Origin of the sequence: Streptosporangium sp. NPDC004379, assembly GCF_042873875.1 — a bacterium.
Lineage (GTDB): Bacteria > Actinomycetota > Actinomycetes > Streptosporangiales > Streptosporangiaceae > Streptosporangium.
In genome coordinates, this window is record NZ_JBIAMC010000018.1 from 24783 (window position 1) to 49921 (window position 25139).

26 protein-coding genes and 1 pseudogene are annotated in these 25139 nt (G+C 71.0%); 8 read left to right on the forward strand and 19 right to left on the reverse strand.

Translation table 11 applies throughout. The annotated features are described in order from the left end of the window. Nucleotides 1-47: 47 nt before the first annotated feature. The 8 genes from ACFYSC_RS30365 to ACFYSC_RS30400 all read right to left on the reverse strand — a co-directional run bounded on the left by ACFYSC_RS30365 (nt 48) and on the right by ACFYSC_RS30400 (nt 6729). The gene (locus tag ACFYSC_RS30365; RefSeq protein ID WP_389968480.1) at nt 48-761 is read right to left on the reverse strand and encodes a M24 family metallopeptidase; all 714 of its coding nucleotides are present in this window, start codon (nt 759-761) and stop codon (nt 48-50) included. Then, on the reverse strand, nt 754-1527 hold the full coding sequence (locus ACFYSC_RS30370) for a BtpA/SgcQ family protein (RefSeq protein WP_389968482.1): 774 nt from the start codon (nt 1525-1527) through the stop codon (nt 754-756). Before ACFYSC_RS30370 ends, ACFYSC_RS30365 begins: the two co-directional genes overlap by 8 nt. Before the next feature lie 44 nt (nt 1528-1571). Further along, entirely contained in the window at nt 1572-2366 is a 795-nt protein-coding gene (locus tag ACFYSC_RS30375) for an energy-coupling factor ABC transporter ATP-binding protein (protein ID WP_389968484.1), read from the reverse strand. Further along, nucleotides 2347-3222: an energy-coupling factor ABC transporter ATP-binding protein gene (locus tag ACFYSC_RS30380; RefSeq protein WP_389968486.1), complete on the reverse strand. Its 876-nt coding sequence runs from the start codon at nt 3220-3222 to the stop codon at nt 2347-2349. Before ACFYSC_RS30380 ends, ACFYSC_RS30375 begins: the two co-directional genes overlap by 20 nt. Continuing rightward, nucleotides 3213-4025 (reverse strand): energy-coupling factor transporter transmembrane component T, encoded by an 813-nt coding sequence (locus tag ACFYSC_RS30385; RefSeq protein ID WP_389968488.1) that lies wholly within the window; start codon nt 4023-4025, stop codon nt 3213-3215. The genes ACFYSC_RS30380 and ACFYSC_RS30385 overlap by 10 nt, the downstream gene beginning before the upstream one ends. Then, nucleotides 4022-4675, reverse strand: a complete 654-nt coding sequence (locus tag ACFYSC_RS30390) for a hypothetical protein (RefSeq protein WP_389968490.1) — start codon at nt 4673-4675, stop codon at nt 4022-4024. Before ACFYSC_RS30390 ends, ACFYSC_RS30385 begins: the two co-directional genes overlap by 4 nt. Nucleotides 4676-4687: 12 nt before the next feature. Next, nucleotides 4688-5620: a carbohydrate kinase family protein gene (locus tag ACFYSC_RS30395; RefSeq protein ID WP_389968492.1), complete on the reverse strand. Its 933-nt coding sequence runs from the start codon at nt 5618-5620 to the stop codon at nt 4688-4690. A 92-nt stretch (nt 5621-5712) separates the two neighbouring features. Next, a complete protein-coding gene (locus tag ACFYSC_RS30400) occupies nt 5713-6729 on the reverse strand; it encodes a LacI family DNA-binding transcriptional regulator (protein WP_389968494.1) in 1017 nt (338 codons plus the stop codon). Between the two features lie 310 nt (nt 6730-7039). Here ACFYSC_RS30400 and ACFYSC_RS30405 point away from each other — a divergent pair, with 310 nt between their 5' ends. Then, nucleotides 7040-7354: a hypothetical protein gene (locus ACFYSC_RS30405; protein WP_389968496.1), complete on the forward strand. Its 315-nt coding sequence runs from the start codon at nt 7040-7042 to the stop codon at nt 7352-7354. On the opposite strand, the gene ACFYSC_RS30410 is transcribed toward ACFYSC_RS30405, so the two are convergent. Further along, nucleotides 7342-8640, reverse strand: a complete 1299-nt coding sequence (locus ACFYSC_RS30410; RefSeq protein ID WP_389968498.1) for an MFS transporter — start codon at nt 8638-8640, stop codon at nt 7342-7344. The two genes, ACFYSC_RS30405 and ACFYSC_RS30410, sit on opposite strands and share 13 nt — an antisense overlap. Then, nucleotides 8637-9125, reverse strand: coding sequence for a MarR family winged helix-turn-helix transcriptional regulator (locus ACFYSC_RS30415; RefSeq protein WP_389968500.1), 489 nt, complete (start codon nt 9123-9125; stop codon nt 8637-8639). The genes ACFYSC_RS30410 and ACFYSC_RS30415 overlap by 4 nt, the downstream gene beginning before the upstream one ends. 427 nt (nt 9126-9552) lie before the next feature. Here ACFYSC_RS30415 and ACFYSC_RS30420 point away from each other — a divergent pair, with 427 nt between their 5' ends. Next, on the forward strand, nt 9553-12354 hold the full coding sequence (locus tag ACFYSC_RS30420; protein ID WP_389968502.1) for a cation-translocating P-type ATPase: 2802 nt from the start codon (nt 9553-9555) through the stop codon (nt 12352-12354). 32 nt (nt 12355-12386) lie between these two features. Here ACFYSC_RS30420 and ACFYSC_RS30425 read toward each other — a convergent pair whose 3' ends face one another. Then, entirely contained in the window at nt 12387-13301 is a 915-nt protein-coding gene (locus ACFYSC_RS30425) for an alpha/beta fold hydrolase (protein ID WP_389968504.1), read from the reverse strand. A gap of 161 nt (nt 13302-13462) precedes the next feature. Between ACFYSC_RS30425 and ACFYSC_RS30430 the strand changes: the two are divergent. Together ACFYSC_RS30430 and ACFYSC_RS30435 are read left to right on the forward strand one after the other, a co-directional pair. After that, nucleotides 13463-14654, forward strand: a pseudogene (locus tag ACFYSC_RS30430) (sensor histidine kinase). Further along, nucleotides 14651-15310 carry a response regulator gene (locus ACFYSC_RS30435; RefSeq protein ID WP_389968506.1) on the forward strand — a complete coding sequence of 220 codons (660 nt, stop codon included), beginning with the start codon at nt 14651-14653 and terminating at the stop codon, nt 15308-15310. The pseudogene ACFYSC_RS30430 and the gene ACFYSC_RS30435 overlap by 4 nt, the downstream one beginning before the upstream one ends. Nucleotides 15311-15349: 39 nt before the next feature. Here ACFYSC_RS30435 and ACFYSC_RS30440 read toward each other — a convergent pair whose 3' ends face one another. From ACFYSC_RS30440 to ACFYSC_RS30450, 3 genes are all read right to left on the reverse strand, one after another. Then, nucleotides 15350-16486 carry a M50 family metallopeptidase gene (locus ACFYSC_RS30440; protein ID WP_389968508.1) on the reverse strand — a complete coding sequence of 379 codons (1137 nt, stop codon included), beginning with the start codon at nt 16484-16486 and terminating at the stop codon, nt 15350-15352. A gap of 181 nt (nt 16487-16667) precedes the next feature. Beyond that, on the reverse strand, nt 16668-16883 hold the full coding sequence (locus ACFYSC_RS30445; protein ID WP_362944498.1) for a DUF1918 domain-containing protein: 216 nt from the start codon (nt 16881-16883) through the stop codon (nt 16668-16670). A gap of 99 nt (nt 16884-16982) precedes the next feature. Continuing rightward, nucleotides 16983-17552: a hypothetical protein gene (locus ACFYSC_RS30450; protein ID WP_389968510.1), complete on the reverse strand. Its 570-nt coding sequence runs from the start codon at nt 17550-17552 to the stop codon at nt 16983-16985. Between the two features lie 224 nt (nt 17553-17776). Between ACFYSC_RS30450 and ACFYSC_RS30455 the strand changes: the two genes are divergently transcribed. The 4 genes from ACFYSC_RS30455 (at nt 17777) to ACFYSC_RS30470 (ending at nt 20470) form a co-directional block, all read left to right on the forward strand. Further along, nucleotides 17777-18418: a response regulator transcription factor gene (locus ACFYSC_RS30455; RefSeq protein ID WP_179828590.1), complete on the forward strand. Its 642-nt coding sequence runs from the start codon at nt 17777-17779 to the stop codon at nt 18416-18418. Between the two features lie 52 nt (nt 18419-18470). Next, entirely contained in the window at nt 18471-18878 is a 408-nt protein-coding gene (locus tag ACFYSC_RS30460; protein ID WP_389968512.1) for a pyridoxamine 5'-phosphate oxidase family protein, read from the forward strand. 84 nt (nt 18879-18962) lie between these two features. After that, nucleotides 18963-19823, forward strand: a complete 861-nt coding sequence (locus ACFYSC_RS30465) for a universal stress protein (protein ID WP_389968514.1) — start codon at nt 18963-18965, stop codon at nt 19821-19823. Between the two features lie 161 nt (nt 19824-19984). Continuing rightward, nucleotides 19985-20470: an anthrone oxygenase family protein gene (locus tag ACFYSC_RS30470; protein ID WP_389968516.1), complete on the forward strand. Its 486-nt coding sequence runs from the start codon at nt 19985-19987 to the stop codon at nt 20468-20470. 208 nt (nt 20471-20678) lie between these two features. Here ACFYSC_RS30470 and ACFYSC_RS30475 read toward each other — a convergent pair whose 3' ends face one another. The 5 genes from ACFYSC_RS30475 to ACFYSC_RS30495 form a co-directional block, all read right to left on the reverse strand. Then, nucleotides 20679-21317 (reverse strand): LysE family translocator, encoded by a 639-nt coding sequence (locus ACFYSC_RS30475; RefSeq protein ID WP_389968517.1) that lies wholly within the window; start codon nt 21315-21317, stop codon nt 20679-20681. Nucleotides 21318-21377: 60 nt separating this feature from the next. Continuing rightward, the gene (locus tag ACFYSC_RS30480) at nt 21378-21617 is read right to left on the reverse strand and encodes a hypothetical protein (protein WP_389968518.1); all 240 of its coding nucleotides are present in this window, start codon (nt 21615-21617) and stop codon (nt 21378-21380) included. After that, nucleotides 21614-22756: an anion permease gene (locus ACFYSC_RS30485; protein WP_389968519.1), complete on the reverse strand. Its 1143-nt coding sequence runs from the start codon at nt 22754-22756 to the stop codon at nt 21614-21616. Before ACFYSC_RS30485 ends, ACFYSC_RS30480 begins: the two co-directional genes overlap by 4 nt. 96 nt (nt 22757-22852) lie before the next feature. Continuing rightward, nucleotides 22853-23434, reverse strand: coding sequence for a DsbA family protein (locus tag ACFYSC_RS30490; protein ID WP_389968520.1), 582 nt, complete (start codon nt 23432-23434; stop codon nt 22853-22855). A 278-nt stretch (nt 23435-23712) separates the two neighbouring features. Continuing rightward, entirely contained in the window at nt 23713-24804 is a 1092-nt protein-coding gene (locus ACFYSC_RS30495; RefSeq protein WP_389968522.1) for a hypothetical protein, read from the reverse strand. Nucleotides 24805-25139: the final 335 nt, after the last annotated feature.

Below are 25139 nucleotides of genomic sequence, written 5' to 3' on the forward strand. Positions count from 1 at the left end.
GCCGGGCACGAATCACCCCGATCGCCATGAACGGCGATCCTCGGCGGTCAAAGGGAGATCAGATGACATGCGGTGTTTCCGAACCAGATGACGTCTTCCCGCTTGGCCCCGTAGAGGTGGTTGCCGATGAACGGTTCCACGGCCCACGCCCCCCGCATCACGCTCGTGTTCCATGCATCGATGTAACCGTCGCCGTACGAGGTGCCGACGCCGAGCGAGTGGCCGATGTTCGACAGCCGATCCAGCAGGAGATAAGGCGTCTCGGCGAGCTCATGCCGGAACACCTCGAAGAGGTCGCAGGCGCGCATGCCCGGTGTGGCGGCGGCCAGCACCGTCCGGTGGATCTTCTCTACCGCTTGGAGCGCTGATCGCTGGGCGGGGTTCGCGCCGTGCTGGAATGTGCGGGTGCAGTCTCCCCACCCGCCGCTTGATGTGACCGGGTGGACGTCGACGATACCGATGTCGAGGTTCCAAAGAACCCGGTCGCCAGGAGTGTCGGTGGGAAAGCAGCTCAGTGTTCCGGCGCCGAAGCCGACGGTCGTGGGGCTCCAGACACCTGTGGCGCCCAGATCCCGGAGGATCTCCCCCGCGCGGGTGTGCACCACCGCTTCCGACTCGCCCGGCCGCGCGGACGCGGCGATGGCCTGGGCCGCGCGGATGGCCAGAAGCTGGGCTTCGACCAGCTCATCAGGAGGGAGGTCGGGGAGCCCTCGTCCTCCGGCGCCGCTGGAAGTCTTTGCTCGGCCGATGCGGTCAGGCATCGTTCGCCACCCGCGTCAGCGAACGCCGGGGGCGCACATCCCGGATCGCACGGACGAACTCGCGGACATGGCCGCGGTCGACGTGGCCTGTGTCGGTGTACGTGTCCTTGAGATAGCTCCCGACGATGACCGCGTCCGCGTGGACGAGCTGAGCCCTGCAGTTCATCGGTGTGACGCCGGCCCCGACGACGAGAGGGAAGCCGTGGCCGAGACGATGGCGGAACTCCTCGATCTTGTCCGGCGGGGTTTCCATCCCGGTGCCGTCGCCGGTCACGACGACTGCGTCACATCGCGACGCGGCCAGAGCGAGGTCCTCCTCGAGGGACCGGCCCGACAGGTACGGCTGGTACTTGAAACGGACGCCGCCGAGCACGTGACTTGTCGTCTTCGCCCGCTCGTCGTCGAGGCGCGACGCGAAGGCTGAGTCGTCGCCCGGGGCCAGGTGCCCGGCCACCGAGTCCATCTGGATGAAGAGCGCGTGGAAGTCACGCGCCATCTCGAACGCCGTCCAGTCCTGGCCCAGGATGTTGATGCCGAAGCGAATCTCGGGCGCGGTGTCGGTGAGGTAGCCGCACACGCCGGCCACGTCATCGACGCTGCCGAAGTAGTTCTCGACGATCACCGCGTCCACGCCTTCGGACCACAGGACGTCGATCTCTCGTTTGGCGATCTCGAGCTTCCGTGCCGGGGTGTCGCCCGTCAGGTGGAGCATGGCGAAGATAGGGGTCTGGGTGGTGAACTCGTCGAGGAAGGTGCGCTGTCGCATCCGGGAGATCTCCTAGGGGTGTGCCGTCTGGTGGTCATGGGTGGTCAGGGGATCAGGGGAAGCACGTCGGCGATCCGGGTGGCCCGGTCGGTCAGATTGAGGTTGCGGGCGAGTTGAGCCACTTCCAGGCGCTGAAGCCGCGCACGAGCCAGCACGTCGTCGTCGGCGAACACGTCGTCGGCGGACCCATCGGCGATGACGGTCCCGTTGGCCATGGCCACGACGCGGGGGAAGGCATCGGCGACGAAGCGCATGTCGTGTGTGATGGTCACGACTGCGATGCCCTCGCTCTGCAGCCGATCCATCATCGCCAGTAGCTGTCGTGTCCCCGGCCGGTCGAGTCCCGCCGTCGGTTCGTCGAGGATCACGTAGTCGCACGTCCCCACCAAGATGGCCGCGATGGCGACGAACTTCTTGATAGGGAAGGGCAGATCATTGGGATTGCTGCCGAAATAGCGATCGATCCCCGCGATCTCGGACGCTCGCGTCACCCGCTCCGCGGTGAAGGCGGCGTCCCAGCGCAGGTAGCGCGGCATCAACGTGAGTTCGGCCTCGACATCGCTGGCGAAGACCTGGTCGTTGGGGTTCTGGAAGACATAGCCGACATGCCTGGCGATCTGAGCCGTCGTCCTCGTCGCGGTCGGCAGCCCGTCCACGGTGATGGTCCCGCGGGTCGGTTTGAGCAAGCCGTTCATGAGTTTGACCGTGGTGGTCTTTCCGGCGCCGTTCTGGCCGACGATCGCCAGACGTTCACCTCGGTCGACGGTGAGGTTGACGCTCTTCACCGCCGGGGTGCCGTCGGGGTAGGCGTAGTGGACGTCATGCAGTGTGATGGGCATGGATCTGGGCGTCTCTCATCCTCGCGGCGACTGCGGCCTCCGCTTCCCGGCGTGTGATCGGTGTACTCCCAAGGCCTCTGCCTGCCGCCTCCAAGGCGAAGGCGAGGTCGGTCACCTCGGGGCGCGGGACATCCGCGGCATCCATCGCGGACGAGGCGAGCACCTGTGGTGTGGGGCCTTCGGCGAGAACCCTCCCGGAGCGCATGACGACGAGCCTGTCGGCGAACTGAGCCATCAGGTCCATCTTGTGCTCGACGAGCACGACCGACTTCCCGCGGGCTTTGAGGTCGGCGATGATCTCGAAGACCGCATGCGATGACTGCGGGTCCAGCTGGGACGTCGGCTCGTCGATGACGAGCACGTCGGGGTCCATGGCGATGATCGATGCGAAGGCGACCTTTTGACGCTGCCCGCCCGACAGCTCATTAGGGTTCTTCCGGAAGAGGGCGGTGATGCCCATCTGCTCACCGACGGATGTGACGCGGTCGAGCATGTCGCTGCGGCTGATGCCCAGGTTCTCGAGTCCGAAGGCGATCTCCTCGAAGACCGTGTCCTTGATGCCGCTGATCTGTGTGAAGGGGTTGTCGAAGACGCACCCGATGGCGGTGGCGAGTTCGGTGGAGTTCCAGTCGCTCAGGTCCTTGCCGAGGATCTCCACCTTTCCCTCAAGCCTGCCCTGGTGGAAGTACGGGATGATGCCGCGCAACAGGCCGCACAGGGTGCTCTTCCCGCTGCCGTTGACTCCGACGACTCCGTAGAGCTGACCGCGCTCGAGTTTCAGTGTGATGCCCTCAAGAGCCGGCTTGTCGGCGTACGCGTATGTGAACGTGACGTCTTGGAGGTTGGCTAGGTCCACAGGAGTCGCGCTCCGATCACTGCTAGACACGTGGCGGCCATGAGCGCCGTCGCGGCCCGCTCCCAAGCAGAGACCGGCCTCAGCTGAAGGACACGGGTGTGCGGAATGCCTGAGTTGAAGGCGCGTGCGTCGAGCGCGATGGCCCGTTCCTCCGTCTGGCTGAGGGCGGTGATGAACACCGGTGCCAGGACGGGAACGAATGCCTTGGCGCGCACCCAGAGGTTGCCTTCCGTCTCGATGCCCCGGGATTTCTGCGCGTCCATCACCACGCGAGCGCTGCGACCTAGATCGGTGATGGCCTGGAAGGATGCGAGCAGGATGTAGGTCGCCTGTGGCGGCATTCCTCTCGACTCCAGGGCCAGCATGAACGTCTTCATCGAGACGAGGACGAAGTACAGGGTCAACGCCCCGCACACCGTCATCACGGCCAGGGCGAAGTTCGTGCCCTCGCGGACTCCCTCCCAGGTCGGGGCCAGCGGTCCCAGCTCGAAGAGCACCCGGTCGCCGTCAGCGAATGCCGCACGGAGCACGAAGAGCACCAGGCCCACCCCCACCATGAGTTTCGCGTAGAGCTTGGTGAAGGGGCCGCCCATCCCTGCGACCACGGCGATACCGAGAAACGCCGCGCACCCGGACACCAGGCCGAAGGGACGGGGTGTCGCCAGGGCCAGAAGGCCGATGGACGCGAGCACCACGGCCAGGTTCAACGGGTGCATGTCCCGTACCCGGTTTCCGTGTGAGACCACGAAGTCGAAGGTCTCGACCGAAGTGGTGTTGGTGCCTGCCGGCGATGGGGTGCTCACATCCGTCCGCCGCCAGTCGGCCGCGAGGCGGCGAAGACCGGTGCCGATGTGACGCCCTTGGCTCGCAGGTACACCCCGCCAAGGGGCAGCTTCGCGAAGATGCGCTGGGGGATGCCCCTGATGATCATGTAGACCATCAGCATCGTGGGCACCTTGTCGAGGAAGTCCATGGGCACCTGGGCCACGAAGTTCGCCGTCGTGACGTCCAGCCCGGCGGTCATGAGCACCCCGACCACGAGGGCTCCGCCGCCCACGGCAAGGCCGCCGAAGGCCCACAGGGTGAGCAGTGCCCCGAGGAAGCCTCCGATGAGCGCGAAGGGGATCGCGCTCGCCAGAGCCTTCCACAGCACGGTGAAGACGCCTCGTCGCCCAAGCCATCCGGCCAGCAGACCGAACATGACGCTGAGGACGCCGAAGGCCAGTGTGGGTGGCGAGGTGATGGAGTTGATTCCGTTGGAGACGAGACCGACGAAGGCTCCGGGGATGCCTCCGCACAGCGCCCCTACCAGGACCGTACCGATGCTGTCGAGGTACACGGGCAGCTTCAACAGGAGCGCGAGCTGGCCGCCCACGAAGTTGATGGCGATCCCGATGGGAATCATGAAGATGGTCAGCCGCCCGTAACGGGAGAAGAAGGAAGTTCTCGACATTAAATTCCTCTGTCATGTGTTCGAGGGTTGGTGGACCGTTGAGAGGCGGCCGCTGCGTGCCATGAAGTCGCGGACCGTCGCTTCGTCGAGCATTCCTCCGCGAGCCCCGACCTTTCCGACGGACAGGGCTGCAGCGGCGTTGGCGAACTCCGCTGCGTACCGGAGGTCGTCCGAAACGAGGTAGGAGTAAAGGAAGGAACTGGTGAAGGTGTCTCCGGCACCGGTCACATCGACGACATCGACCTTGTGGCCGGCGACGTTGAACTGTCCGTGCCTGCCGAAGACCCTGCACCCCTCGCTGTCGTCGGTGACGACGACGGCGAGGGCGCCACGGTCGAGCAGGGCATGAATGCTTTGACCGCACTCCGCGAATCGCCGGTAGCCGATCGCGTTCATGAATACGATGTCGCAGTGGTCGATCAGGGGCGACGGATGGTTCTCGAGGTTGTAGACGTCGAGGTCCATGACGATCTTCGTTCCGCCCGCCCGGACGGCGGCGAGGACTTCGCTTGCCCCTCGCTCCCCCATCCGGAAAGGCGTCGCATCGGTCACCGTCGTGACCAAGTAGGCGGCCCCGGCCATGTGTTCGAACGCTGCCGGCGTGATCTCGGTGCGCGTAATGCCGAGGGTGGGGATCAGAACTATGTGCTGGTCGTCCGCCAGCAGAATGATGCACCGCGAGTCGGGCACCTCATCGTCGAGGATGACATGGCGGGTGTCCAGCCCCACCGCCTCCAGCTGAGCGAGCAACCGCCGGGTCAGTTCGCCTGGGTTCAGCTGGGACATGAAGGAGGTGCGCACGCCATAGTTGGCGAAGATCGCCGCGGAGTTGGCGACCATGCCGCCGAACTGTGGTTCCAGAGGGCGGACTATGACCTTGTCGCCAGCGACCGGGAAATGTGGTGTCCGATAGTACTCGTCCATGGCGACGTCACCGAAGAACACCGCATAGCGCGCATCCTCATAAGAATGTCCGGGCCGTTCATCCGTTCCGATCTGCGGTGCGCGGCGGCCTCGCCCGTCCTGGTCGGGCGTACTCATCGCCGACCCGCTTTCACCGGGCCGGTCGAGTCCCGCACCACGAGTTCGACGGGCAGCTTGAGCTGTTGGCCGTCGAGTTCCTCCAGGCCTTCCAGGGCGTCGATCAAAGCATCTGTGGAGACCTGCCCGAGGGCCGGGACGTCCTGGCGCACCGTCGTCAAAGACGGGAAGCAGTACTCCGCCGCCATGACGTCGTCGAAGCCGACGACTGAAACGTCCTCCGGCACCCGTATGCCGGCCCGCCTCAGCTCGTGCAACGCGCCTATCGCCATCAAGTCGTTGACCGCGAACAGTGCAGTGATGTCACCGCTTCGCAGCGAGCGGGCGTAGGGTGCCACGGCAAGCGCGCCGCTGGCCTCCGTGAACTGCCCCCATGCCGTGGCGGCAACCGTGCCCCCGCCCTCCTCCCAGCACCGTTGATACGCGGCGACACGGCGCGTGCTCGAAAACGGCTCTCCCTCGGCGCCCAAGATCAGGACCCTGCGGTGTCCCAGCTCCAGAAGGTGCTCGGCCACCAGACGGCCGCCTGCCTCGTTGTCCGAGATCACGGACTTGAGCCTGGTTCCCTCGATCTCCTCGTCAACGAAGACCAGCGGCATCGCTCCGAGTAGATCCGACAGTTCCTGGTCCGTCGGAGGGGCGCCCGCCGCGTACACGATCCCGTCGACGGCGCGCGAGTGGACCATCTGGAGGTAGGTCAGCTCGCGCTTCGAGTCGAACCCTGTGGTGCACAGGATGACGTTGTAACCGCGCCGCACCGCCGCCGCCTCGACACCATGGGCCAACTCGGCGAAGTAGCCGATAGAGATGTCCGGAACCACCAGGGCGATCACTCGTGTCACACCCATGGCAAGGCTCTGCGCCGAGCGACTCGGCACATAGCCGAGTTCGGCCATGGCTGCGGCGACGCGTTCCTTGACGGCGAGACTGACCTTCCGCTTGCCGCTCAGCGCATGCGACACCGTCGTGGGGCTGACCCCTGCGCGTGCCGCAACCTCTGCGATCGAAGCCAACTCACGGTCCTTTCAGTCAGGCACAAGGTTTGCAAAGCGCTTTGGCAAAGCGTTTTGGCAGACGGTAGTCGTCTCGGGCGACTCTTGGCAAGAGCCCTCGGCCGGAAGATGCCGGGGGGTGCCAGCGCCCTGTTCAGGCAGTTCATCGGCGGAGAGGGCGGTCTGCGGGTTTCCGGCGGCTTGCCGTCGCCAAGACCGTCCGGACCCGTGTTGCGCCTCGCACGCCGGGTGGATCATCCGCACCGGGCCGCTGAACGACGAGGCTCGTCCGCGCGAGGCCGTCCGGGACGCCCAGCTTCCGGTCTCGCAGGTGTCGCCGGCGCTCGGCGCCTACGGGGCCGGATCGGTCCCGGTCGCGGTCGTGCTGCCGCGTGTGCTGTCCCGCGTCCCGCACCGGGCGGCGATGGTCGCCGGCGCGTTCGCACTCGTGCCGGTCTTCGTCCTGCTGGCCGCGGGGGCGGGGATGACGGTGACCGCGACGGTGACGGGCGGGCCGGCGCCGGCGGCCGCGATCACCGCGCTGCGGGGTGCGGGTCCCGGTCCGGCGGCCCGCCGGACCGGGAGACGCCGCGCACCGAACCCGGCTCGCCGGGTGTCAAGGCCCAGGACGGATCAGGACGCCTGACCGGCGGCCGTCGCGCCGACGGCTTCGGGGGCGGCAGGCCGCCCGGCGGCGGACGGCGTGCGGTAGGCCCGCAGGGGGGCGTTGGCCGCGGCCACGGCGGCGACCGCCAGGAAGGCGGACAGTCCGCCGAAGACCAGGGAGAAGGGGGCGGAGGTGACCGACGCCAGCAGGCCGCCGCGGAAGTTGCCGAGCTCGGGGCCCGCGACACCGATGACGTGTTCCACCGAGGAGACCCGCCCCCGGTACGCGTCCGGGGTCTCCAGCTGGACCAGGGCGCCACGGGTGACGACGGACACGGTGTCGGCGGCGCCCGCCACGGCCAGGCAGCCGAGCGCCAGCCACAACGGCCCCGCCAGGCCGAAGCAGGCCAGCGCCAGGCCCCAGACGCCGGCCGCGGACAGCTGCACCAGGCCGCCACGGCGCCAGCGCGTCACCGTGCCGGAGAGCAGACCGGCCGTGATCCCCCCGACCGCGACGGCCGAGAGGAACAGGCCGAGGGTCCGCGGGTTGCCCCCGAAGCGGATCTCGTTGACCAGCGGGAAGAGCGCGACGGGCATGGCGAGCAGTGTCGCGGCCAGGTCGGTGGCCATCGAGCCCCACAGCGTCGGGCGGCGCAGGACGATCCGCCGGCCGCCGCGCTCGGGCCGGCGCCTGCCGCCTGCCGCGCCGGCGCCTTCGGGCCGCATGGCGGGCAGGCGGATCACCGCGAGCATCGAGACCGCCGTGGCCACGGCCTGGGCGGCGTACGCGGCGGGGAGGTCCCAGCGGGCGATGATCAGCCCGGCCGTCGCGGGCCCGGCCAGCATCGCCGCCTGGAAGGAGACGTTGGTCAGCGCGAGACCGCCCGCCACCTGGTCGTCCGGCAGCAGCCGGACCGGGAGGGCGCGCCGGGCGGGAGCGCCGAGGGCGCTGCAGCCCGTCCCCACGGCGACCAGGGCGAGCAGCAGCACCACGTTCCGGTTGCCCGCCAGGGCCTGGGCGCACAGCCCGGCGGCGGCCAGCAGCTGGCCCGCGGTGGTGGCCCGCACCACCGCACGGCGGTCGACGGCGTCGGCCAGCGTGCCGCCGAGCAGCCCGAACAGCACCATCGGCAGGCCGGTGGCCAGCCCGATGGCGCCGGTGCCCACCGGGCTGCCGGTCAGGTCCCAGACCTGCGCCAGCACCGCCACGGTGGCCATCTGCCCGCCGAGCTGGGATGCCGCGGTGCCGATCCACAGGTCGCGGAACGGCCGGCTGCCGCGCAGGGGGCGGGTGTCGAGGAACCGGAGACGGATCCGCCCCCTCATCGCGGCGGCTCGACGAGATGGTGGAGGATCCGCCGCCGCATCGGCCGTCGCTCCAGCGCCCGCCGTACCTCCTCGACGACGGCGGTCATCGGGTACGGGATCTCGCGGTCCAGTTCGGCGACCGTCGCGTGGGTGGCGCGCCACTCCGCCTCCAGGAACGGCACCAGCGATCGGCCTCGCTCGGTCAGGTCGATCCGCCGGGTGCGGGCGTCGGGGCCCGGCTCGGAGGTGACCAGCCCCTCCTTGCGCATGGCGGCGACGGTCTGGCTGATCGCGGAGTGCGAGCGGTTCAGGGACTGCGCGAGCTCGCGGATGGTCAGGGGCCCGGTGTGGGCGAGCCTGATCAGCGGATAGGCGAACCGGGGCCGTACCCCCTCGATGCCACGCTCGACGTAGACCTGCTCGATCTCGGCGTCCATGGCCGCCAGAAGCTCGTGCAGTGCGTGCCAGGGATCGGGGAGCGCCGTGGGGTCCAAAGATGTCACAGCGCTAATATAACAGCGCTGCGATAAATTGGGCCCGCGATCGGCCGCGAGCCGGCCGGGCCCTACTCCGCGACGAGCCTCCGCAGGAGGTCGCGCAGGGATTCCTGCGAGGGCTCGCAGGCCATCCTGCCGGCCAGCTCGCGCGGTGATCGGGTCGGACGGCTCCCGGAGCGCGACGACCTGGGTGGCGGTGAGGCCCAGCTCCTCGGCGACACGGCGCGCGTGACCGTCGAACCTCCGCGCGAACCGGCGGGCCGGAGGTCGCACTCATCGGGGGACGACCTCGCCCCGCCCTCCCCGATGGCCTGGGCGCCTGGGACGCGGCGGGGACTTTGGCCCCTGCCGCCGCACCCGTAAGGCCCCTACCGCCGCCGTCCCGCCGGTCGGCACAATCGGCGCAGACCACCGAATCCGGGGGGATGGCCACATGCTCGTGCAGGCGACCGGGTCCGCGGAGCAGGCCGCGGCGGACGGGCTGGACGTCGCCGACGCCGCGGCCCTGCCGGTGCGGCGGGTGCGCGACCTGCTGCGCACCGGCGACGACGGCCTCGGCGCCGCCGAGGCCCGCGACCGCCTGGCCCGGGCAGGGCCGAACGCGGTGCGCACCCACCGGGCCCGCCGCACGGCCGTCCTGCTGCGTCAGCTGCGCTCACCGCTGCTGATCCTGCTCGCCCTGACCGCGGCCGCGTCGTTCTTCCTCGGCGAACCCGCCGACGCCCTCATCATCGGGGTGATCCTGACCGCGTCGGTGGGGCTGGGCTTCGCCAACGAGTACCGCGCCGAGAAGGCCGCCGAGACGCTGCACGCGCAGATCCGCCACCGCTGCACCGTCTGGCGCGACGGCCACCCCCGCCTCGCCGAGGTGACCGAACTGGTCCCGGGCGACCTGGTGGAGATCCGGCTGGGCGAGGTGGTCCCGGCCGACCTGCGGCTGGTCACCGTCACCGGCCTGGAGTGCGAGGAGTCGGCCCTGACCGGCGAGTCGCTGCCGGTGGCCAAGTCCACCGGCCCCCTCCCGCCCGGAACGGCGCCGGCCGAGCTGACCTGCTGCGCGCTGATGGGCACCGTGGTGCACGCCGGCTCGGGCACCGGCCTGGTCGTGGCCACCGGCGGCCGGACCCGCTTCGGCCACATCGCCCTGGAACTGGGCCACGCCCACCCCGAGACCGCCTTCCAGGCGGGGCTGCGCCGGTTCTCCATGCTGCTGGTCCGCGTCGCCGCCGCGCTCACCGCGGTGATCTTCATCGTGAACGTGGCGCTGCACCGGCCCGTCATCGACGCCCTGCTGTTCTCCCTGGCGATCGCGGTCGGGATCTCCCCGCAGCTGCTGCCGGCCGTCGTCACCACCGGCCTGGCCGCCGGCGCCTCCCGGCTGGCCCGCTGCAAGGTCCTGGTCAAACGCCTGGTGTGCATCGAGGACCTGGGTGACATCGAGGTGCTGTTCACCGACAAGACCGGCACCCTCACCGAGGGCCGTCTCAGCTTCATGCGCGCCCTGGGCCCCGACGGCCGCCCCGCCACCGGTCCGCTGGAGCTGGGCCTGCTGTGCAACGAGGCCGTCGTCGACTCGCCGGACTCCCCCGCCTCCCCCGGCTCCTCCTCGGCCCCTGCGGCCCCCGCCGGGCTCGCCGGCTCCGGCGGTACGGCAGGCCCCGCCGGGCCCGGCGCGGACGTCGCGGGCGGCAACCCCCTGGACGCCGCGCTGTGGCGCTCCCCGGCCGCCGCGCCCGCCCGCGCCCGCCTGGCCGGCCACCGCCGCCTGGCCACCCTGCCGTTCGACCACCGGCGCCGCACCGCCTCGGTCCTGGTCGAACACGACGGCCACCGTACGGTCATCACCAAGGGGGCGCCGGAGGCGGTGCTGCGCCGCTGCGCCCCCATCGGCGAGCAGGCCCGCGCCGCACTGGAGGCGGAGTTCACCGCCGGCAACCGCGTCGTCGCGGTCGCCGTCCGCGACGCACCCGCCGCCACCGCCCTGACCCCCGCCGACGAACGCGACCTGACCTTCGCCGGGCTGCTGGTGTTCCTCGACCCGCCCAAGGCCGACGCCGGCCAGGCCCTGCGGCGCCTGGCCGGCCTCGGCGTCACCGTCAAGGTCCTCACCGGCGACAACCCCGTCGTGGCCGCCAAGGTCTGCGCCGACCTGGGCCTCGCGGCCGGGCCGGTGCTGACCGGCGCCGACGTCGACGCCGCCGGCGACGCCCGCCTGGCCGCCCTGATCACGCAGACGACCGTCTTCGCCCGCGTCAGCCCCGAGCACAAGTCCCGCATCGTGCGCCTGGCCCGCGGCGGCGGCCTGGACGTGGCCTTCCTCGGCGACGGCGTCAACGACGCCGCCGCCCTGCACGCCGCCGACGTCGGCATCTCCGTCGACTCCGCCACCGACGTCGCCAAAGACGCCGCCGACGTGCTGCTCCTGGAAAAAGACCTGGGAATCCTGGCCGACGGCGTGCTGCAGGGCCGCCGCATCTTCGCCAACACCATGAAGTACGTCCTGATGGGCACCTCCAGCAACTTCGGCAACATGTTCAGCGCCGCCGCCGCCTCGCTGCTGCTGGGCTTCCTGCCGATGCTGCCCTCGCAGATCCTGCTCAACAACCTGCTGTACGACACCAGCCAGCTGGCCATCCCCACCGACGACGTCGACGCCGAGCAGCTGGAGCGGCCCGCCCGCTGGGACGTGCCGCTGATCCGGCGTTTCATGCTGTTCTTCGGCCCGATCAGCTCGATCTTCGACGCCGTCACCTTCACCGTGATGCTGGGCCTCTTCCACGCCGGCCCCCCGCTGTTCCGCACCGGCTGGTTCGTGGAGTCCCTCGCCACCCAGACTTTGGTGATCTTCGCCGTCCGGACCCGCCGCGTCCCGTTCTTCCGCAGCCACCCCAGCGTGCCGCTGCTGCTGGCCGCCCTGGGCGTGGTGACCGCCGGGGCGCTGCTGCCGGCGACCCCGCTGGCCGCCTTCCTGGGATTCCAGCCGTTGCCGGGGCCGTTCTTCCTGGCCCTGGCCCTAATGACGGCCGCCTACCTGACGCTCATCGAGCTGGCCAAACGCCGCTTCTACCGCACGGCGCCGGCGGCGCCCGCCGGGCGCCGCCGCGTCCCCGGCCACCGCGTCCACCGCCGTGCCAGCCGCTTCAGCACCGCCGCCCTCCCGCCCCGCCGCGTCCCTCCACGGGCCACCCCGGCCGCTTCGGCCCCGCCGGATCCCTCACCGAGGCCGGCGGCCTGAGGCGTCACGGCCGACCGGCCCGGACCGGCCGATCACTCACCGTCCGCCCGGCGTGCGGCCTGCGCGGTGACGCGTTCGACGGCCTGGACGGCGACATCGGGCCGGTCGAGGTAGATGTGGTGGCCGCTGCCGGTGGCCGTGCTCAGCGTGGCGGCGCCCGACAGCGCGAGCCACCCGCGCTGGCCCGCGGCCCACGCCTTCTCCAGGCGCGGCCCGTATCCGGGAACGGCCGCGAGGTACCGCTTCCCGTGCTGGATCACCTCCACCGGGATGTTCCCGGCGGAACGGACCTTCCCATCGCTGATGACGAGCCTCTCCGGGTTCTCTCCCTTGAACACCGCGAGGGTCTGCGCGCGCAGCTCGGCCGCCGGACCGGTGGCGGAAGCGGGGATCGCCTTCGTGATGTCCTCCACCATGGTGGAAGGGGTGGCGTCCATCAGGACCAGCCCCTTGACCCTGTCGCCGTGGCCGGGGGCGTACCGGGCGGCGATCAGCCCGCCCAGCGAGTGGCCCGCCAGGACGACCGGCCGGTCACCGGCGACACGGCCGATCACCCCGGTCAGGGTCTCACCGACGCCGGAGAGGTCCTGCGGGCCCTGCGGCCGGTCGCTCGCGCCCGAGCCCAGCCGGTCGTAGGAACAGACCCGGTTGTGCTCGCTCAGCGTCTTCTGGAGCGCGGCCATCTTGCCCAGGCCGTCGCCCGCCCCGAGCAGCAGGATGACGACCGGGCCGTCTTCCTCCGGGTCACCCGAACAGGACACGTTCACCGACCGGCCCCCGACAGTGATCCTCTCGGGCCCGGAGACCGGGGCGGGACCGGCCGTCCGCGTGGCGGAGGCGAGGGGATCCCAGTTCTCCAGCTCCTCACCGTCGCAGCCGGCGGCCCCCACGCCGAGCACGACGCAGCCCAGCACGGCCGCAACGGATGACTTGGTCCTGCACAGCATGAGGTCCTCCAGTGAAGGGGGTCGACGCCGGGACGGCGCACACGCACGGCGGTACGGCGGCGAAAGCGGACGCGACGCCGTGGCCGTGCCGCAACGCTAGGGATCCGGCGGCCCGGAGTCGTCCCCGCGCGGTGGACATCCGCCGGTAGCTCGCACGGGGGATGGGCGCGGGCCACCGGATCCCCTACGCTCCCCCAATGATCGATCTGTGGCGGCGGCGCGACGTCGTGGTCCGGGACCTGCCGTTCGGGGTGCTGGTGGCCGTCGCGTCGCTCCTGCCGGCGCTCCACGGCAAGGGGACGCAGGTCGGCGATCTGCCGGCCCGCCCCTTCGACGCGGCGGCGTTCGCCGTGATCGCCCTGGAGTGCCTTCCGCTCGCCGTACGCCGACGGTGGCCGGCCGTGTGCCTGGCCCTGGTGTCACTCGGCTTCGCCCTCGACCAGCTGCGCGCCTACCACGTGCTCGCGAGCAACGTGATGCCCATCGCGCTCATCAGCGCGGGCGCCCATCTGGAGCGCCACCGGCGCCTCACCACGGTCCTGCTCTCGGCGGCGTACGTGGCACTGGCCTTCGCCCTCGACCGGCTCGGCGCGGCCGAACGGATGGAAGGATACGTGGTCTTCTACCTGGCCCTGGCCCTGGCCCTGGCATGGGGCGTCGGGGCCCGGCTGCGCTCCGCCCGCGCCGCCGAGGCGGAACACCGCCGCCACGTCGCCGAGGCCACCCGCGCCGCCGAACGCACCCGCATCGCCCGCGAGCTCCACGACGTCGTGACGCACCACGTGACGGCGATGGTCGTACAGGCCGAGGCCGCACGCTACCTGACCGCCTCCCCCGACCGCCTCCCCCGACCGCCTCGACGCGACACTGAGCGCCGTCACCGGCACCGGCCGGCGAGCCATCGCCGACCTGCGGCACATGCTCGACCTGCTCAAAGCCGACCACGACCCCGATACGGGCGTCTCCTCCGCCGGCGGACTCCACACCCTCGTGGAACAGACCCGCCAGGCCGGGCAACCGGTGGAGTTCACCGAGGAGGGCGGCCCGGCGGAATCAGCGGGCAGCGCCGAACTCGTGACCTACAGGGTCGTGCAGGAGGCCCTGACGAACGCGCTCAAACACGCCTACGGCAGCCGCACCGTGGTCCGGGTGCGCTACGGGGACAAGGAGATCAGCGTGGCGGTGAGCACCGACGGCTCCGGCTCGCAGACCGGCTCTCCCGGCGGAAGCGGGCGAGGCCTGGCCGGGCTCCGCGAGCGGGTGGACGCCCTGGGCGGCGAGTTCGGCACGACCCGGCGGGCGGACGGCGGCTTCGCCGTACGGGCCCGCATCCCCGCGGGAGACCCGTCGTGACCACACCGATCCGGGTCCTGGTCTGCGATGACCAGGCGCTGATCCGCACCGGCTTCGCAACGATCATCGGCGCGCAGCCCGACATGGAGGTGGTGGGCGAGTGCGGCGACGGCCGCGCCGCGGTCGACCTGGCCCGCCGGCTGAACCCCGACATGGTCGTGATGGACGTGCGGATGCCGGTGCTCGACGGCATCGAGGCCACCCGCCTGCTGGCCGGCGCCGGAGTGGCCGACCCCGTCAAGGTGCTCGTGGTGACGACGTTCAACCTGGACGAATACGTCTACGAGGCGCTGCGCGCCGGAGCGAGCGGCTTCCTGCTCAAAGACGCCCCGCCCGCGCAACTCCTGCACGGCATCCGCACCGTCGCCGCCGGCGCCGCGCTGCTGGCCCCGGAGGTGACCCGCCGGCTCGTCGGCCGGTACGCGGCCCGCATCCGCCCCGCCGAGGGCGCGGCGGACGACCTCCCGCTGACCCCGCGCGAGCTGGAGGTGCTGCGCCTCATCGCCGAAGGCCTGTCCAACGGCGAGATCGCCGCCACCCTGGTGATCAGCCAGGAGACCGTCAAGACGTACGTGTCGCGCATCCTCACCAAACTCGACCTGCGCGACCGCGTGCAGGCGGTGGTCTACGCCCACCGCAGAGGCCTGGTGACCTGAGCCGCCCCGCCCGGCCGGTGGCGGACCGGCGGGACGCGCCTAACCGGGACGGCCCGGCACCTTCGCCCCGGCACGCAGCGACGCCTGAAGCATGATCCTCGCCACGTCCGCCGCGGTGACCATGCCGACCACCCGCCCACCCTCGCACACCACCGCGGCCACCTCCCCACCGCCGGCCGACAGCACCCCCACCGCCGGATCCTGCGCCTGCAGCACCCGCCCCGCCGGCAACGGCCGCATGACCTGCGAGACACGCACCTCACCGCGCCGCTCCACCGGCACCGCGCACAACGCCGCCAGCGACACCGTGCCGACCGGCGCGCCGGAGAAGTCCACCACCGGAAAAACGCTCTGCGCCGACCGCAGCGCCACCGACTCGGCGAAGACGCCCACCTCCAGCCACGCCGGAGCCTGATCCACCCCGGCGGTCATCACCTCCCGCACGCTCAGCCCCTCAAGACCCGCCTGCGCCGCCCGGGCCATCCCCTCACCGCGGGCGCTGCCCGACAGGAACCAGCCGACCAGCGCCGTCCACAACCCGCCGACCGGCGACCACACCAGCGTCTGCACCACCCCCGCGGCGATCAGCGCCATGCCCAGCGACTGCCCGGCCCGCGCCGCCACCCGGTCGGCCCGCCCCCGGTCCCCGAAACGCCGCCACAGCACCGCGTGCAGCACCCTGCCACCGTCCAGCGGCGCACCCGGCAGCATGTTGAAGACCGCCAGCACCCCGTTGACCGTCGCCAGCCACACCAGCGCCGACCACACCAGCGGCACCCCCCGCGCCGCCGCCGACACCGCCAGCGCCACCAGCGCCACCACCGCGCTCGTCACCGGCCCCGCCAGGCTGATGCGCAGCTCCGCCCGCGGCGAGCCCACCTCGCCCTCGAACTCCGTCACCCCGCCCAGCAGCCACAGCGTGATCGACTTCACGCTCACCCCCGCCCGGCGGGCCACCAGGGCGTGCGCCAGCTCATGCGCCAGCAACGAGGCGAAGAACACCGGCGACGTCACCGCGGCGGCCACCCAGTACAGCTGCGGCGCCAGCCCCGGCGCCGAGACGGGCAGCACCGCCGTACCCAGGATCATCGCGATCAGCGCGACGATCAGCAGCGCGGACCAGTGGACCCCCACCGGCACCCCCGCCACGCGTCCCAGACGCAGCGTCGGATTCACCCCTCAAGCCTGAACCGTCGCCGCGCCCCGGTCCAGAGACCTTCGCCCCCCGCCCACCGGGACCTTCGGGCCGCACCCACCCGCCACCGCGCGGACGGACCACCCCGCCCCGGGAAAAACCCACCGGCCGACGCCACCCCCACCCACGAAGCGAAGGAGGCGGCGCCGACCGGCGCGCCGATCACGGCGCCGGAAGTACGGCCTCACGCCCCCGCCCGGCCTCCACATGCGCGTCCGGACCGGGGAACACCAGACTCTCGTGCTCGGCGCCCTCCCAGCGCACCACATACGGCGGCTCCCCACCGGGATGACGCAACTCCACGATCACCCCGATCCGCCGCCCCTCACCCGTATGGGCCCCCTCAACGATGAGCCGGTCCCCCACCTGAGCCTTCATCGCACACCCTTTCCACTCGCGCCCCCACACGAAAAGGGCGATCCCCCTCCTCGCGAACCCGGCCGGCGGCCGGGAAGAACCACACCGCCCCCGCGCACCTCACGCCTGCCGCCTGCGACGCCAGCGCTGGTCGGCCAGCGCCCACGCCCGCTCCCACTCGGCCGCCCGGTGCCGGTTCAACAGCCCCCGCGCCCCCGCGAGCCCCAGGAGCAGAAGCGCCGCGGCCCACCCCACCAAGGTCACCACCGCGAACACCGTGTCCAGGACCGTCTTGACGTGACTCTGCGGCGCCGACGTCGGCCGCCCCGAGGCATCCAGCCACACCCGGGTGCCCGCCCCGGCCCGCACATCCGGCGGCAACGTCACCCGCGCCGTGCGCACCACCCCCTCGGCCGTGCTCCAGCGCACCGTCCGCAACCGCCACTGCGGCCCCGTCTCCGGCGCCTTAGGCCCATCCACCACCTGCGCGCCCACCGGCACCCGATGCCCCGGACCGCTCAGCTCCGCCCGCATCCCCCCGGCGTACACCTGCCGGCCCAGCGCCATCGCCGGCCACAGGCACGCCACGAACAACGCGACGGCCACCAGCAACGCCACCGTCTCCAGCCGGTCCGAACCCCTGCGCAGCGGATTGCCGTCGAACCGGTGCAGGTTCAGGTGACACCTCACCCACCGAGTAACGCAGCGCATCGGGCCACCTCCCGCGGCCGACATTCACAATCCCCAGCATTCGCCCCATTTCCAGCGTTCGGTGCGCCACACCCCACCTGCCAGGGTCTTTTGACGCCCCCGCCCGGGACCTTAGACCCCCCAGACCAACCCTCGCCCCACCCACGCCCAACCCGGGACCTTCGTCCCTACCACCCCCGCCGCCCGGCCGCTACCGTGCACCTATGATCCGCGTGTTCCTCGTAGACGACCACGAAGTCGTACGCCGGGGCGTCGCCGCCCTGCTCGAATCCGAAGGCGACATCGACGTGATCGGCGAAGCCGGAACCGCCGAATCCGCCATCGCCCGCATCCCCGCCCTCAAACCCGACGTCGCCGTCCTCGACGTCCGCCTGCCCGACGGCAGCGGCATCGACGTCTGCCGCGAAGTCCGCTCCAAGATGCCCGACCTCGCCTGCCTCATGCTCACCTCCTTCGCCGACGACGAAGCCCTCTTCACCGCCGTCATGGCCGGCGCCGCCGGATACGTCCTCAAACAGATCCACGGCTCCGACCTCGTCGGCGCCGTCCGCACCGTCGCCGCCGGCCAATCCCTCCTCGACCCCCAGACCACCGCCTCCATGCTCGCCCGCCTGCGCGACCAGGCCGCCCGCAAAGACCCCCTCGCCGCCCTGTCCGACCAGGAACGCCACATCCTCGAACTCATCGGCGAAGGAATGACCAACCGCCAGATCGGAGAACGCCTCTACCTCGCCGAGAAGACCGTCAAGAACTACGTCTCCAACCTCCTGGCCAAACTCAACATGCAACGCCGCACCCAAGCCGCCGCCCTCGCCGCCCGCCTCAAGGCCGACCACCACGAATGACAGGACCTTCGCCCCTTACCCCACACCCCACACGATCGGCACCCTGGACCCCATGACAGTCGACTCCGCCGGCCTGCACGTACTCTCCCGCCAGGAGTGCATGCGACTGCTGTCAACCACCCCCATCGGCCGGATCGTCTTCACCGACCGCGCCCTGCCCGCCGTCCAGCCCGTCAACTTCTGCCTCCACCACGGCGACATCGTCATCCGCACCAACGCCGGCTCCAAACTCGCCGCCGCCACCCGCCACACCGTCGTCGCCTTCGAAGCCGACGACTTCGACCCCCGCACCCGCACCGGCTGGTCCGTCACCGCCGTCGGCCGCGCCCGCGCCGCCCGCGACCCCGACGAGATCACCCACCTGGCCGCCCTGCCCCTCACCCCCTGGGCACCCGGACAACGCGACCACTACATCGTCGTCACCGCCGAACACCTCTCCGGCCGCCGCATCTGGCGCTGACCACCCCCGGGGGACTTTCGCCCCTACCCCCACCCACCCCCGGCCACCACCCTGAAAGAACCACCCCCACGGCCGGGAGGGACCATGACACAACCCGTCATCGCCGGCGCCGACGGCTCAGCCCCCTCACTACGAGCCGTCATGTGGGCCGCCCAGGAAGCCGCCCTCAGAAAAGCACCCCTGCTCATCGCCCACACCGCCCTGCGCTGGACCAACGACGTCCCCCTCGCCCCCCAGCCCCACCACTGGGGAGCAGCCGCCGAAGCCACCGCCTGGGAACTCCTGAGCCAAGCCGCCGAACGCGCCCAGACCGGCACCGACGTCCACACCGTCACCACCGACATCCTCGACGGCCCCGCCGCCGAAGCCCTCGCCGACGCCGCCCGCCACGCCCAACTCCTCACCGTCGGCACCCGCGGCCGCGGCGGCTTCGCCGGACTCCTCCTCGGCTCCGTCAGCCGCGACCTCGCCACCCGCTGCCCCTGCCCCCTCATCGTCGTCGGCCCCCCACCCCCCTGCCAGAGCACCCACATCGTCGTCGGCGCCACCGGAGAACCCGGCCAGGAACCCGTCCTGAGATTCGCCTTCGAAGAAGCCCGGCTACGCGGCCGCCCCCTGCACGCCGTACACGCCTGGACCCACCCCCACGCCACCCCCGGCCGCCCCCAGCCCCTCGTCTACGACATCGACGCCGTCGGCCAGGAGGAAACCCTCCTCCTCGCAGAAGCCCTCGCCGGCTGGCGCGAGGAATTCCCCGACGTCACCCTCACCGAAGAAACCCTGCACACCCACCCCGCCAAAGCCCTCATCGACGCCTCCCACAACGCCGAACTCGTCGTCGCCGGCGCCACCGCCCGCCGCACCGCCACCCTCGGCCCCACCACCTCCATCCTCCTCCACCACTCCCACGCCCCCATCGCCGTCATCCGCCACCCCCCGGCCTGAAAACCCCCCACACCCCGCCCATCCACCGGCGTACCGCCGACTACCACCCACGTCGTAGCCCGCCAGGCCACCGAACCCGGCCCGAGCAGCGCAGAGGAGTAGAGCAGAGGACTCCACGGGCAGGACGCCACCGAACCCGGACCGGACAACGATTACCGGTCATGAGAACCCCAGCCGGATACATCCACGCGGCGGCGCTACTGGCCACCGGCCTGCTCGCGGGCGCCTTCGGATACGGCGCGGCCAACGTGATCCCCACATTCCACGCCGTCCCACTCGACGTACGCCTGACCTTCCACACCACGATGATGAACGTCAACGAGCCGGTCATGCAGAGCGCGATGGCACTGGCCATCCTCACCACCTTCGGCCTGGCGATCACCCGCCGCGGCCTGACCCGCCGCATGGCACTCGGCGCCGGAGCACTGACGCTGACCTCACTCCTGATCACCGTCTTCGGCAACGTCCCCCTGCACGCCCACTTCCGGAAATGGGTCCTCAACCCGATCCCGGAGAACCACGCCCAGATCTTCCAACGATGGGAACTGTTCCACACCCTGCGCACCCTGACCGCACTGGCCGCCTTCATCCTGACCATTCTGATCGTCACCGTCACCACCAGGCCTACAGCGACCGGGAACCCATGAACGACGGCACCACCTCCCCGTGTCACCCAGCACCCCACGATCGACGACGCATCAGCCGACACCACCAACCCCTCCACCGGCACCGACGGCCCTTTTTGGTTGAGGCTGTCTTTAGTCGCTATTTACTGATTTTTTGCATTAAGTGATGACCTTTACAAAGTAGATCATGAAATCGGCGAACGATCCCCGCAGCGGCCCGGTCCCGCCCTCAGCGGCTCTCCGTCACCAGCCGCAGACCGAAACCGATCAGCACCACCCCCGACAGCGCCTCCAGGCGGCGCCGTACGGCGGGCCGCCCGAAGACCAGCCGGGCCCGCCCCACCATCCAGATGAACAACCCGTACCAGACCGTGTCGACCAGCACCCACACCACCGCGAGCATCGTCAGCGTGAGCGGCACGTCGGCGCCGTACGGCACGAACTGCGGCAGGAACGACATCGCGAACACCGCCGCCTTCGGGTTGGCCAGGCAGGTGCTCAGCCCCAGCAGGTAGGAGCGCCGCAGCCCCCCGCCGCTCTCGCCCACGGGCCCCTCCCCTCCCCCACCGCCGTCCCGCCCCTCCCGCCGACGCCGGGCGTTCCACAGCGACTGGGCGCCCATGAGCAGCAGCACCGCGGCCCCTGCCGCCCGCATGACGTCATAGGCCACCTCCGAGGCGACGACCAGCGCCGACAGGCCGAACGCGGCGGCCAGCGCCCACAGCAGGATGCCCGTCTCGTTGCCGACGGCCGCGGCCAGCCCCCGGGCCCGCCCGGCGCGCAACGTCTGCCGCAGGATGATCGCGGTGCTGGCGCCGGGGACCATCGCGACCACGAAACACGAACCGATGAAAGCCAGGAGGAACATGCCCTCATCGTCGCGACCGTGATCGGCGCGGGCAACCGCTTAACCGCCCGTCACGCCCCCTCACCCCGCATTCCCCTGGCCGGTCAGCATCAGCCACAGTCCCACCGCCACCCCGGCCACCGCCGTCAGGAAACACACCGACGCACAGACCCACCCCGCCGACCGGCACCCCCGCTCCCGCCGCGTCGCCGAGACACCCGCCAAACCCAGCGCGTACACCGCCACCCATCCCACCCCGCCGGCGAACGCGACCACCACCACCCGCAGGAACTCCCCCAGCTCCCCGGCGAACACCGTCACACCCCCTCCTCCTCCCACTTCATCCGGTGCCCCGCCCGCTCGGCGTTGACATTGGAGGCGTTCACCGGACGCCGATCAGCCGCCACGTAGAGCCAGAACCCCGCCATCAGCACCAGAAGGAACATCAGCCCCACCCCCTGCGTCCCACCGACCCACTGCGATCCCCACCACATCAGCGCCCCCAGCACCGCCGCCCCCGGCAACGTCATCAGCCACACCCCCGCCACTCCCGTGACCACCCGCCACCGCACCTTCGACGCCCCCCGGCGCATCCCCGCGCCCACCACCGAACCGCAGCACACCTGCGTCGTCGACAACGGAAACCCCGAATCCGACGCCACCAGGATCAACGCCGCCGACCCGCTCTGGGCCGCGAACCCCTCCATGCTCCCGATCCGCACCAACCTCCGGCCCACCGTACGGACGATCCGCCACCCCCCGACGAACGTCCCCGCCGCCATCGCCGCGGCGCTGCTCACCACCACCCACCCCGCAGGATCCTCACCCGCACCCGCCGCACCCCCGGTGACCAGCGCCAGCATGATCACACCCATCGTCTTCTGCGCGTCGTTCGTCCCGTGCGCCAGCGACACCAGTGACGCCGAACCGATCTGCCCCACCCGGAAACCCCGCTCCCGCACCCTCGCCGGCACTCCTCGCGTCACCCGCCGCACCACCCGCGACCCGGCGCCCGCCACCAGCATCGCCGCCACCGGGGACAGCAACGCCGGCAACAGCACCAGCGACGCCACCCCCACCCCCTTGACGGCCGACGCCCCCACCGCCACGAACGCCGCCCCCACCAGCCCGCCGACCAGCGCGTGCGACGAACTCGACGGCATCCCCAGGTACCACGTCACCAGATTCCACAGCATGCCGCCCATCAGCCCCGCGAAGACCACAGGCAACGTGATCACACCGCTGTCCACGATCCCCCCGGCCACCGTCGCCGCGACCTTCAACGACAGAAAGGCCCCGGCGAAGTTCAACGCGGCCGACAGTCCCACCGCCGCGTACGGCCGCAACGCCCCCGTCACCACCGACGTCGCCACCGCGTTCGCCGTGTCATGGAATCCATTGGTGAAGGCGAAGACCAATGCCGCGGCCACCACCATCAGCAGCAAGGGTCCCGTGTCCATGCCAACCCCATGGACACTTAAAAGCCCCAATAACCTGGGGAAATAGTAAGAAGCCCTAAAAATCCCATATGAGGCGAAAGACCTCCAACCTCCGCCTCACCCCCGCCCGGCCTCCAGCACAGCCCCCACGATCGACGACGCATCAGCCGACACCACCAACCCATCCACCAGCACCGACGGCGTCGCCTCCACCCCCGCCCGGCCCGCCATCGCCGTCACGAACCCCACCCACTCCGAATAGACCCCCGAGCGCACACACCCGCCGAACGACCCGCTCTCCACACCGGCCGCCTCCCCCGCCTCCACCAGCTCCTCATCCGACAGCCCCGGCCCGCCCTCGGCCGGCTGCGACCCGAAGAGCACCCGCGCGTACTCGACGAACCTCCCCGCGTCCGCCGCGCACCCCGAAGCCGCCGCCGCCCGCGACGAATACCGGTCCGGCGACAGCGAGTCCAGAAACCCCATCGGGTGATACACCACGCTCGCCACCCCGTCCACCGCCAGCCGCTCCACCACCGGCCCCGCCGACTCCTCGAACCTCCGGCAGAACGGACACAGGAAATCGAGGAAGACGTCCACCGTCACCGGCCCCGCCCCCACCACGATCCCCGCCCCGTCGGCCGACGCCCCAGCCGGCACCCGCTCCGGCCGCGCCACTCCCCCCGGCCACACCGCCATCACGCCCCCCGCACCCGGTACGGTCACCGGCCCCGCGCCCGTGACCCCTCGTGTTCCTACCCGCGATCCGCGGTTCGCCGTCCCAGCGCGACCCCTCTTGCTTTTTCGAGCTCTTCAAGAACAAGCAGGACGACTGTGAAAAGGTCGTTCTCAAACCCTGACGGCCACCCGCATCGGGCCGTCGCGGCGAGCGCGGTGGCCCGATGCGGGTCTGCCCGGCGGCACTGGTCCGCGATGCCCGCCCGGAGGTGCGGACGGGCCCTGCCCCGGGGCGGGGACTACGTGTCCTTGTCCTCCTGCCAGCCGCCGGGTTCGGGGTGGTAGCCGTAGGCGGCGGCCCGCACCGTGTCCTCGTCCTCCAGCCCGGAGCCGATCGCACCGCCGACGGTGGCCAGCGAGCTGATGATCCAGGCCAGTGTCAGGTAGTCGGTGAAAGCGACCGGCCGCTGCAGGGTCTGTTCCAGCACGGATGTGTCGATCAGCAGTGCCGCGGCGAGTATCGTCCCGATGAACAGCACCAGATAGGACACCGAGGCGGCCAGGGTGAGGGTGAGGACCGTGCCCAGGTTGAACAGCCGGGCCAGCTCAGCCGGTGTCTCCCGGTCCGGTTTCTCCCACAGGTCGTGGGCGACGATCAGCCAGGCCACCAGCGCGGTCAGCCCGAAAAGCATGATCACGGTGAGGCGGAGTCCGCCGAGCGCGTCGCCCATCTGCCAGATGGTGTCGGTCGTGAGCGCGAACGCGGCCGCGCCGAAGGCGCCGACCAGCAGTTTGGACAGACCCAGCAGGGCGCGCCCCGGGCGGTTGGCCCGGACCATTCCGATCACCAGCCGCAGCCGCCCGATCAGCCGCGAGGCGACATAGCCCAGCTCCCCGGCATCGGCCCCGCCGACCACCCGGTGAACGGCGGCGACCCGGCCAGCCGGCCCGGCCGGCACCCGCTCGTCGGAAGCGTCGGAGAGGAGCCGGCCCACGAGCCCCGGAACGGCCGCGCGGAGCGCTCGCAACTGGCCCAGCCCCAGTGCGGGCAAGGACACCATCGCGACCCGGCGCCGGGTGGACGCCTGCGCGATCAGCGGCACCCGCTCGGTGTGCAGCGGCAGATCGGTCAGGCAGATCGCGACGTCCCACCGGGCTTCGGCGCGGCGGCGGGCGAGATCGTCGAGTAGCGCCTCGACGCCGCCGTCGCGGCGGGGAGCCACGTCGCCCCAACTTTCCCGGACGGTCCATCGCACGTCCGGGTCCACCCGCTCGGCGAGCCGGTCGGCCAGCTCGGCGGTGAGCCGCGCGACCACCTGGGCCGGATAGTCGGGCGGGGTCGCCACGAGTCCGACGACGATCTCCGGCCGACGCTGATCACTGGTGGCCATTGACGCCCCTCACCGGTAGCCGGGAGAAATCCCAGGACTGACTACCCGTTGTCGCGCGACAACATGCGCCATATATCGGGTTATGCGACAAATGGGAGCTATATCCCGTTCAGTGCCGGGTCGGCCATCGAACCCTCCTTCACGTTCAGAACACACGAACACGGCAGAAAGGGATCACACGCGGAGATGGTCACCGGTCGGCGTCGGGGGCGCCGTGAAGCGCCTCCGGCGGCGGAGATAGCTTCGGGATGTGAAGAAAGCTGAGCAGCGGCTCCTCACCGAGCGGCCGCCGAGACCGGTGAACCGGTCGTCGGCGACGCCTTCGACGGGGCGGT

Excerpts from the sequence above, each read along its gene's own strand:
- ACFYSC_RS30365 (WP_389968480.1), bottom strand. The coding sequence starts at position 761 with ATGCCTGACCGCATCGGCCGAGCAAAGACTTCCAGCGGCGCCGGAGGA.
- ACFYSC_RS30370 (WP_389968482.1), bottom strand. The coding sequence starts at position 1,527 with ATGCGACAGCGCACCTTCCTCGACGAGTTCACCACCCAGACCCCTATC.
- ACFYSC_RS30375 (WP_389968484.1), bottom strand. The coding sequence starts at position 2,366 with ATGCCCATCACACTGCATGACGTCCACTACGCCTACCCCGACGGCACC.
- ACFYSC_RS30390 (WP_389968490.1), bottom strand. The coding sequence starts at position 4,675 with ATGTCGAGAACTTCCTTCTTCTCCCGTTACGGGCGGCTGACCATCTTC.
- ACFYSC_RS30410 (WP_389968498.1), bottom strand. The coding sequence starts at position 8,640 with ATGAGGGGGCGGATCCGTCTCCGGTTCCTCGACACCCGCCCCCTGCGC.
- ACFYSC_RS30420 (WP_389968502.1), top strand. The coding sequence starts at position 9,553 with ATGCTCGTGCAGGCGACCGGGTCCGCGGAGCAGGCCGCGGCGGACGGG.
- ACFYSC_RS30425 (WP_389968504.1), bottom strand. The coding sequence starts at position 13,301 with ATGCTGTGCAGGACCAAGTCATCCGTTGCGGCCGTGCTGGGCTGCGTC.
- ACFYSC_RS30445 (WP_362944498.1), bottom strand. The coding sequence starts at position 16,883 with ATGAAGGCTCAGGTGGGGGACCGGCTCATCGTTGAGGGGGCCCATACG.
- ACFYSC_RS30455 (WP_179828590.1), top strand. The coding sequence starts at position 17,777 with ATGATCCGCGTGTTCCTCGTAGACGACCACGAAGTCGTACGCCGGGGC.
- ACFYSC_RS30460 (WP_389968512.1), top strand. The coding sequence starts at position 18,471 with ATGACAGTCGACTCCGCCGGCCTGCACGTACTCTCCCGCCAGGAGTGC.
- ACFYSC_RS30465 (WP_389968514.1), top strand. The coding sequence starts at position 18,963 with ATGACACAACCCGTCATCGCCGGCGCCGACGGCTCAGCCCCCTCACTA.
- ACFYSC_RS30470 (WP_389968516.1), top strand. The coding sequence starts at position 19,985 with ATGAGAACCCCAGCCGGATACATCCACGCGGCGGCGCTACTGGCCACC.
- ACFYSC_RS30475 (WP_389968517.1), bottom strand. The coding sequence starts at position 21,317 with ATGTTCCTCCTGGCTTTCATCGGTTCGTGTTTCGTGGTCGCGATGGTC.
- ACFYSC_RS30485 (WP_389968519.1), bottom strand. The coding sequence starts at position 22,756 with ATGGACACGGGACCCTTGCTGCTGATGGTGGTGGCCGCGGCATTGGTC.
- ACFYSC_RS30490 (WP_389968520.1), bottom strand. The coding sequence starts at position 23,434 with ATGGCGGTGTGGCCGGGGGGAGTGGCGCGGCCGGAGCGGGTGCCGGCT.
- ACFYSC_RS30495 (WP_389968522.1), bottom strand. The coding sequence starts at position 24,804 with ATGGCCACCAGTGATCAGCGTCGGCCGGAGATCGTCGTCGGACTCGTG.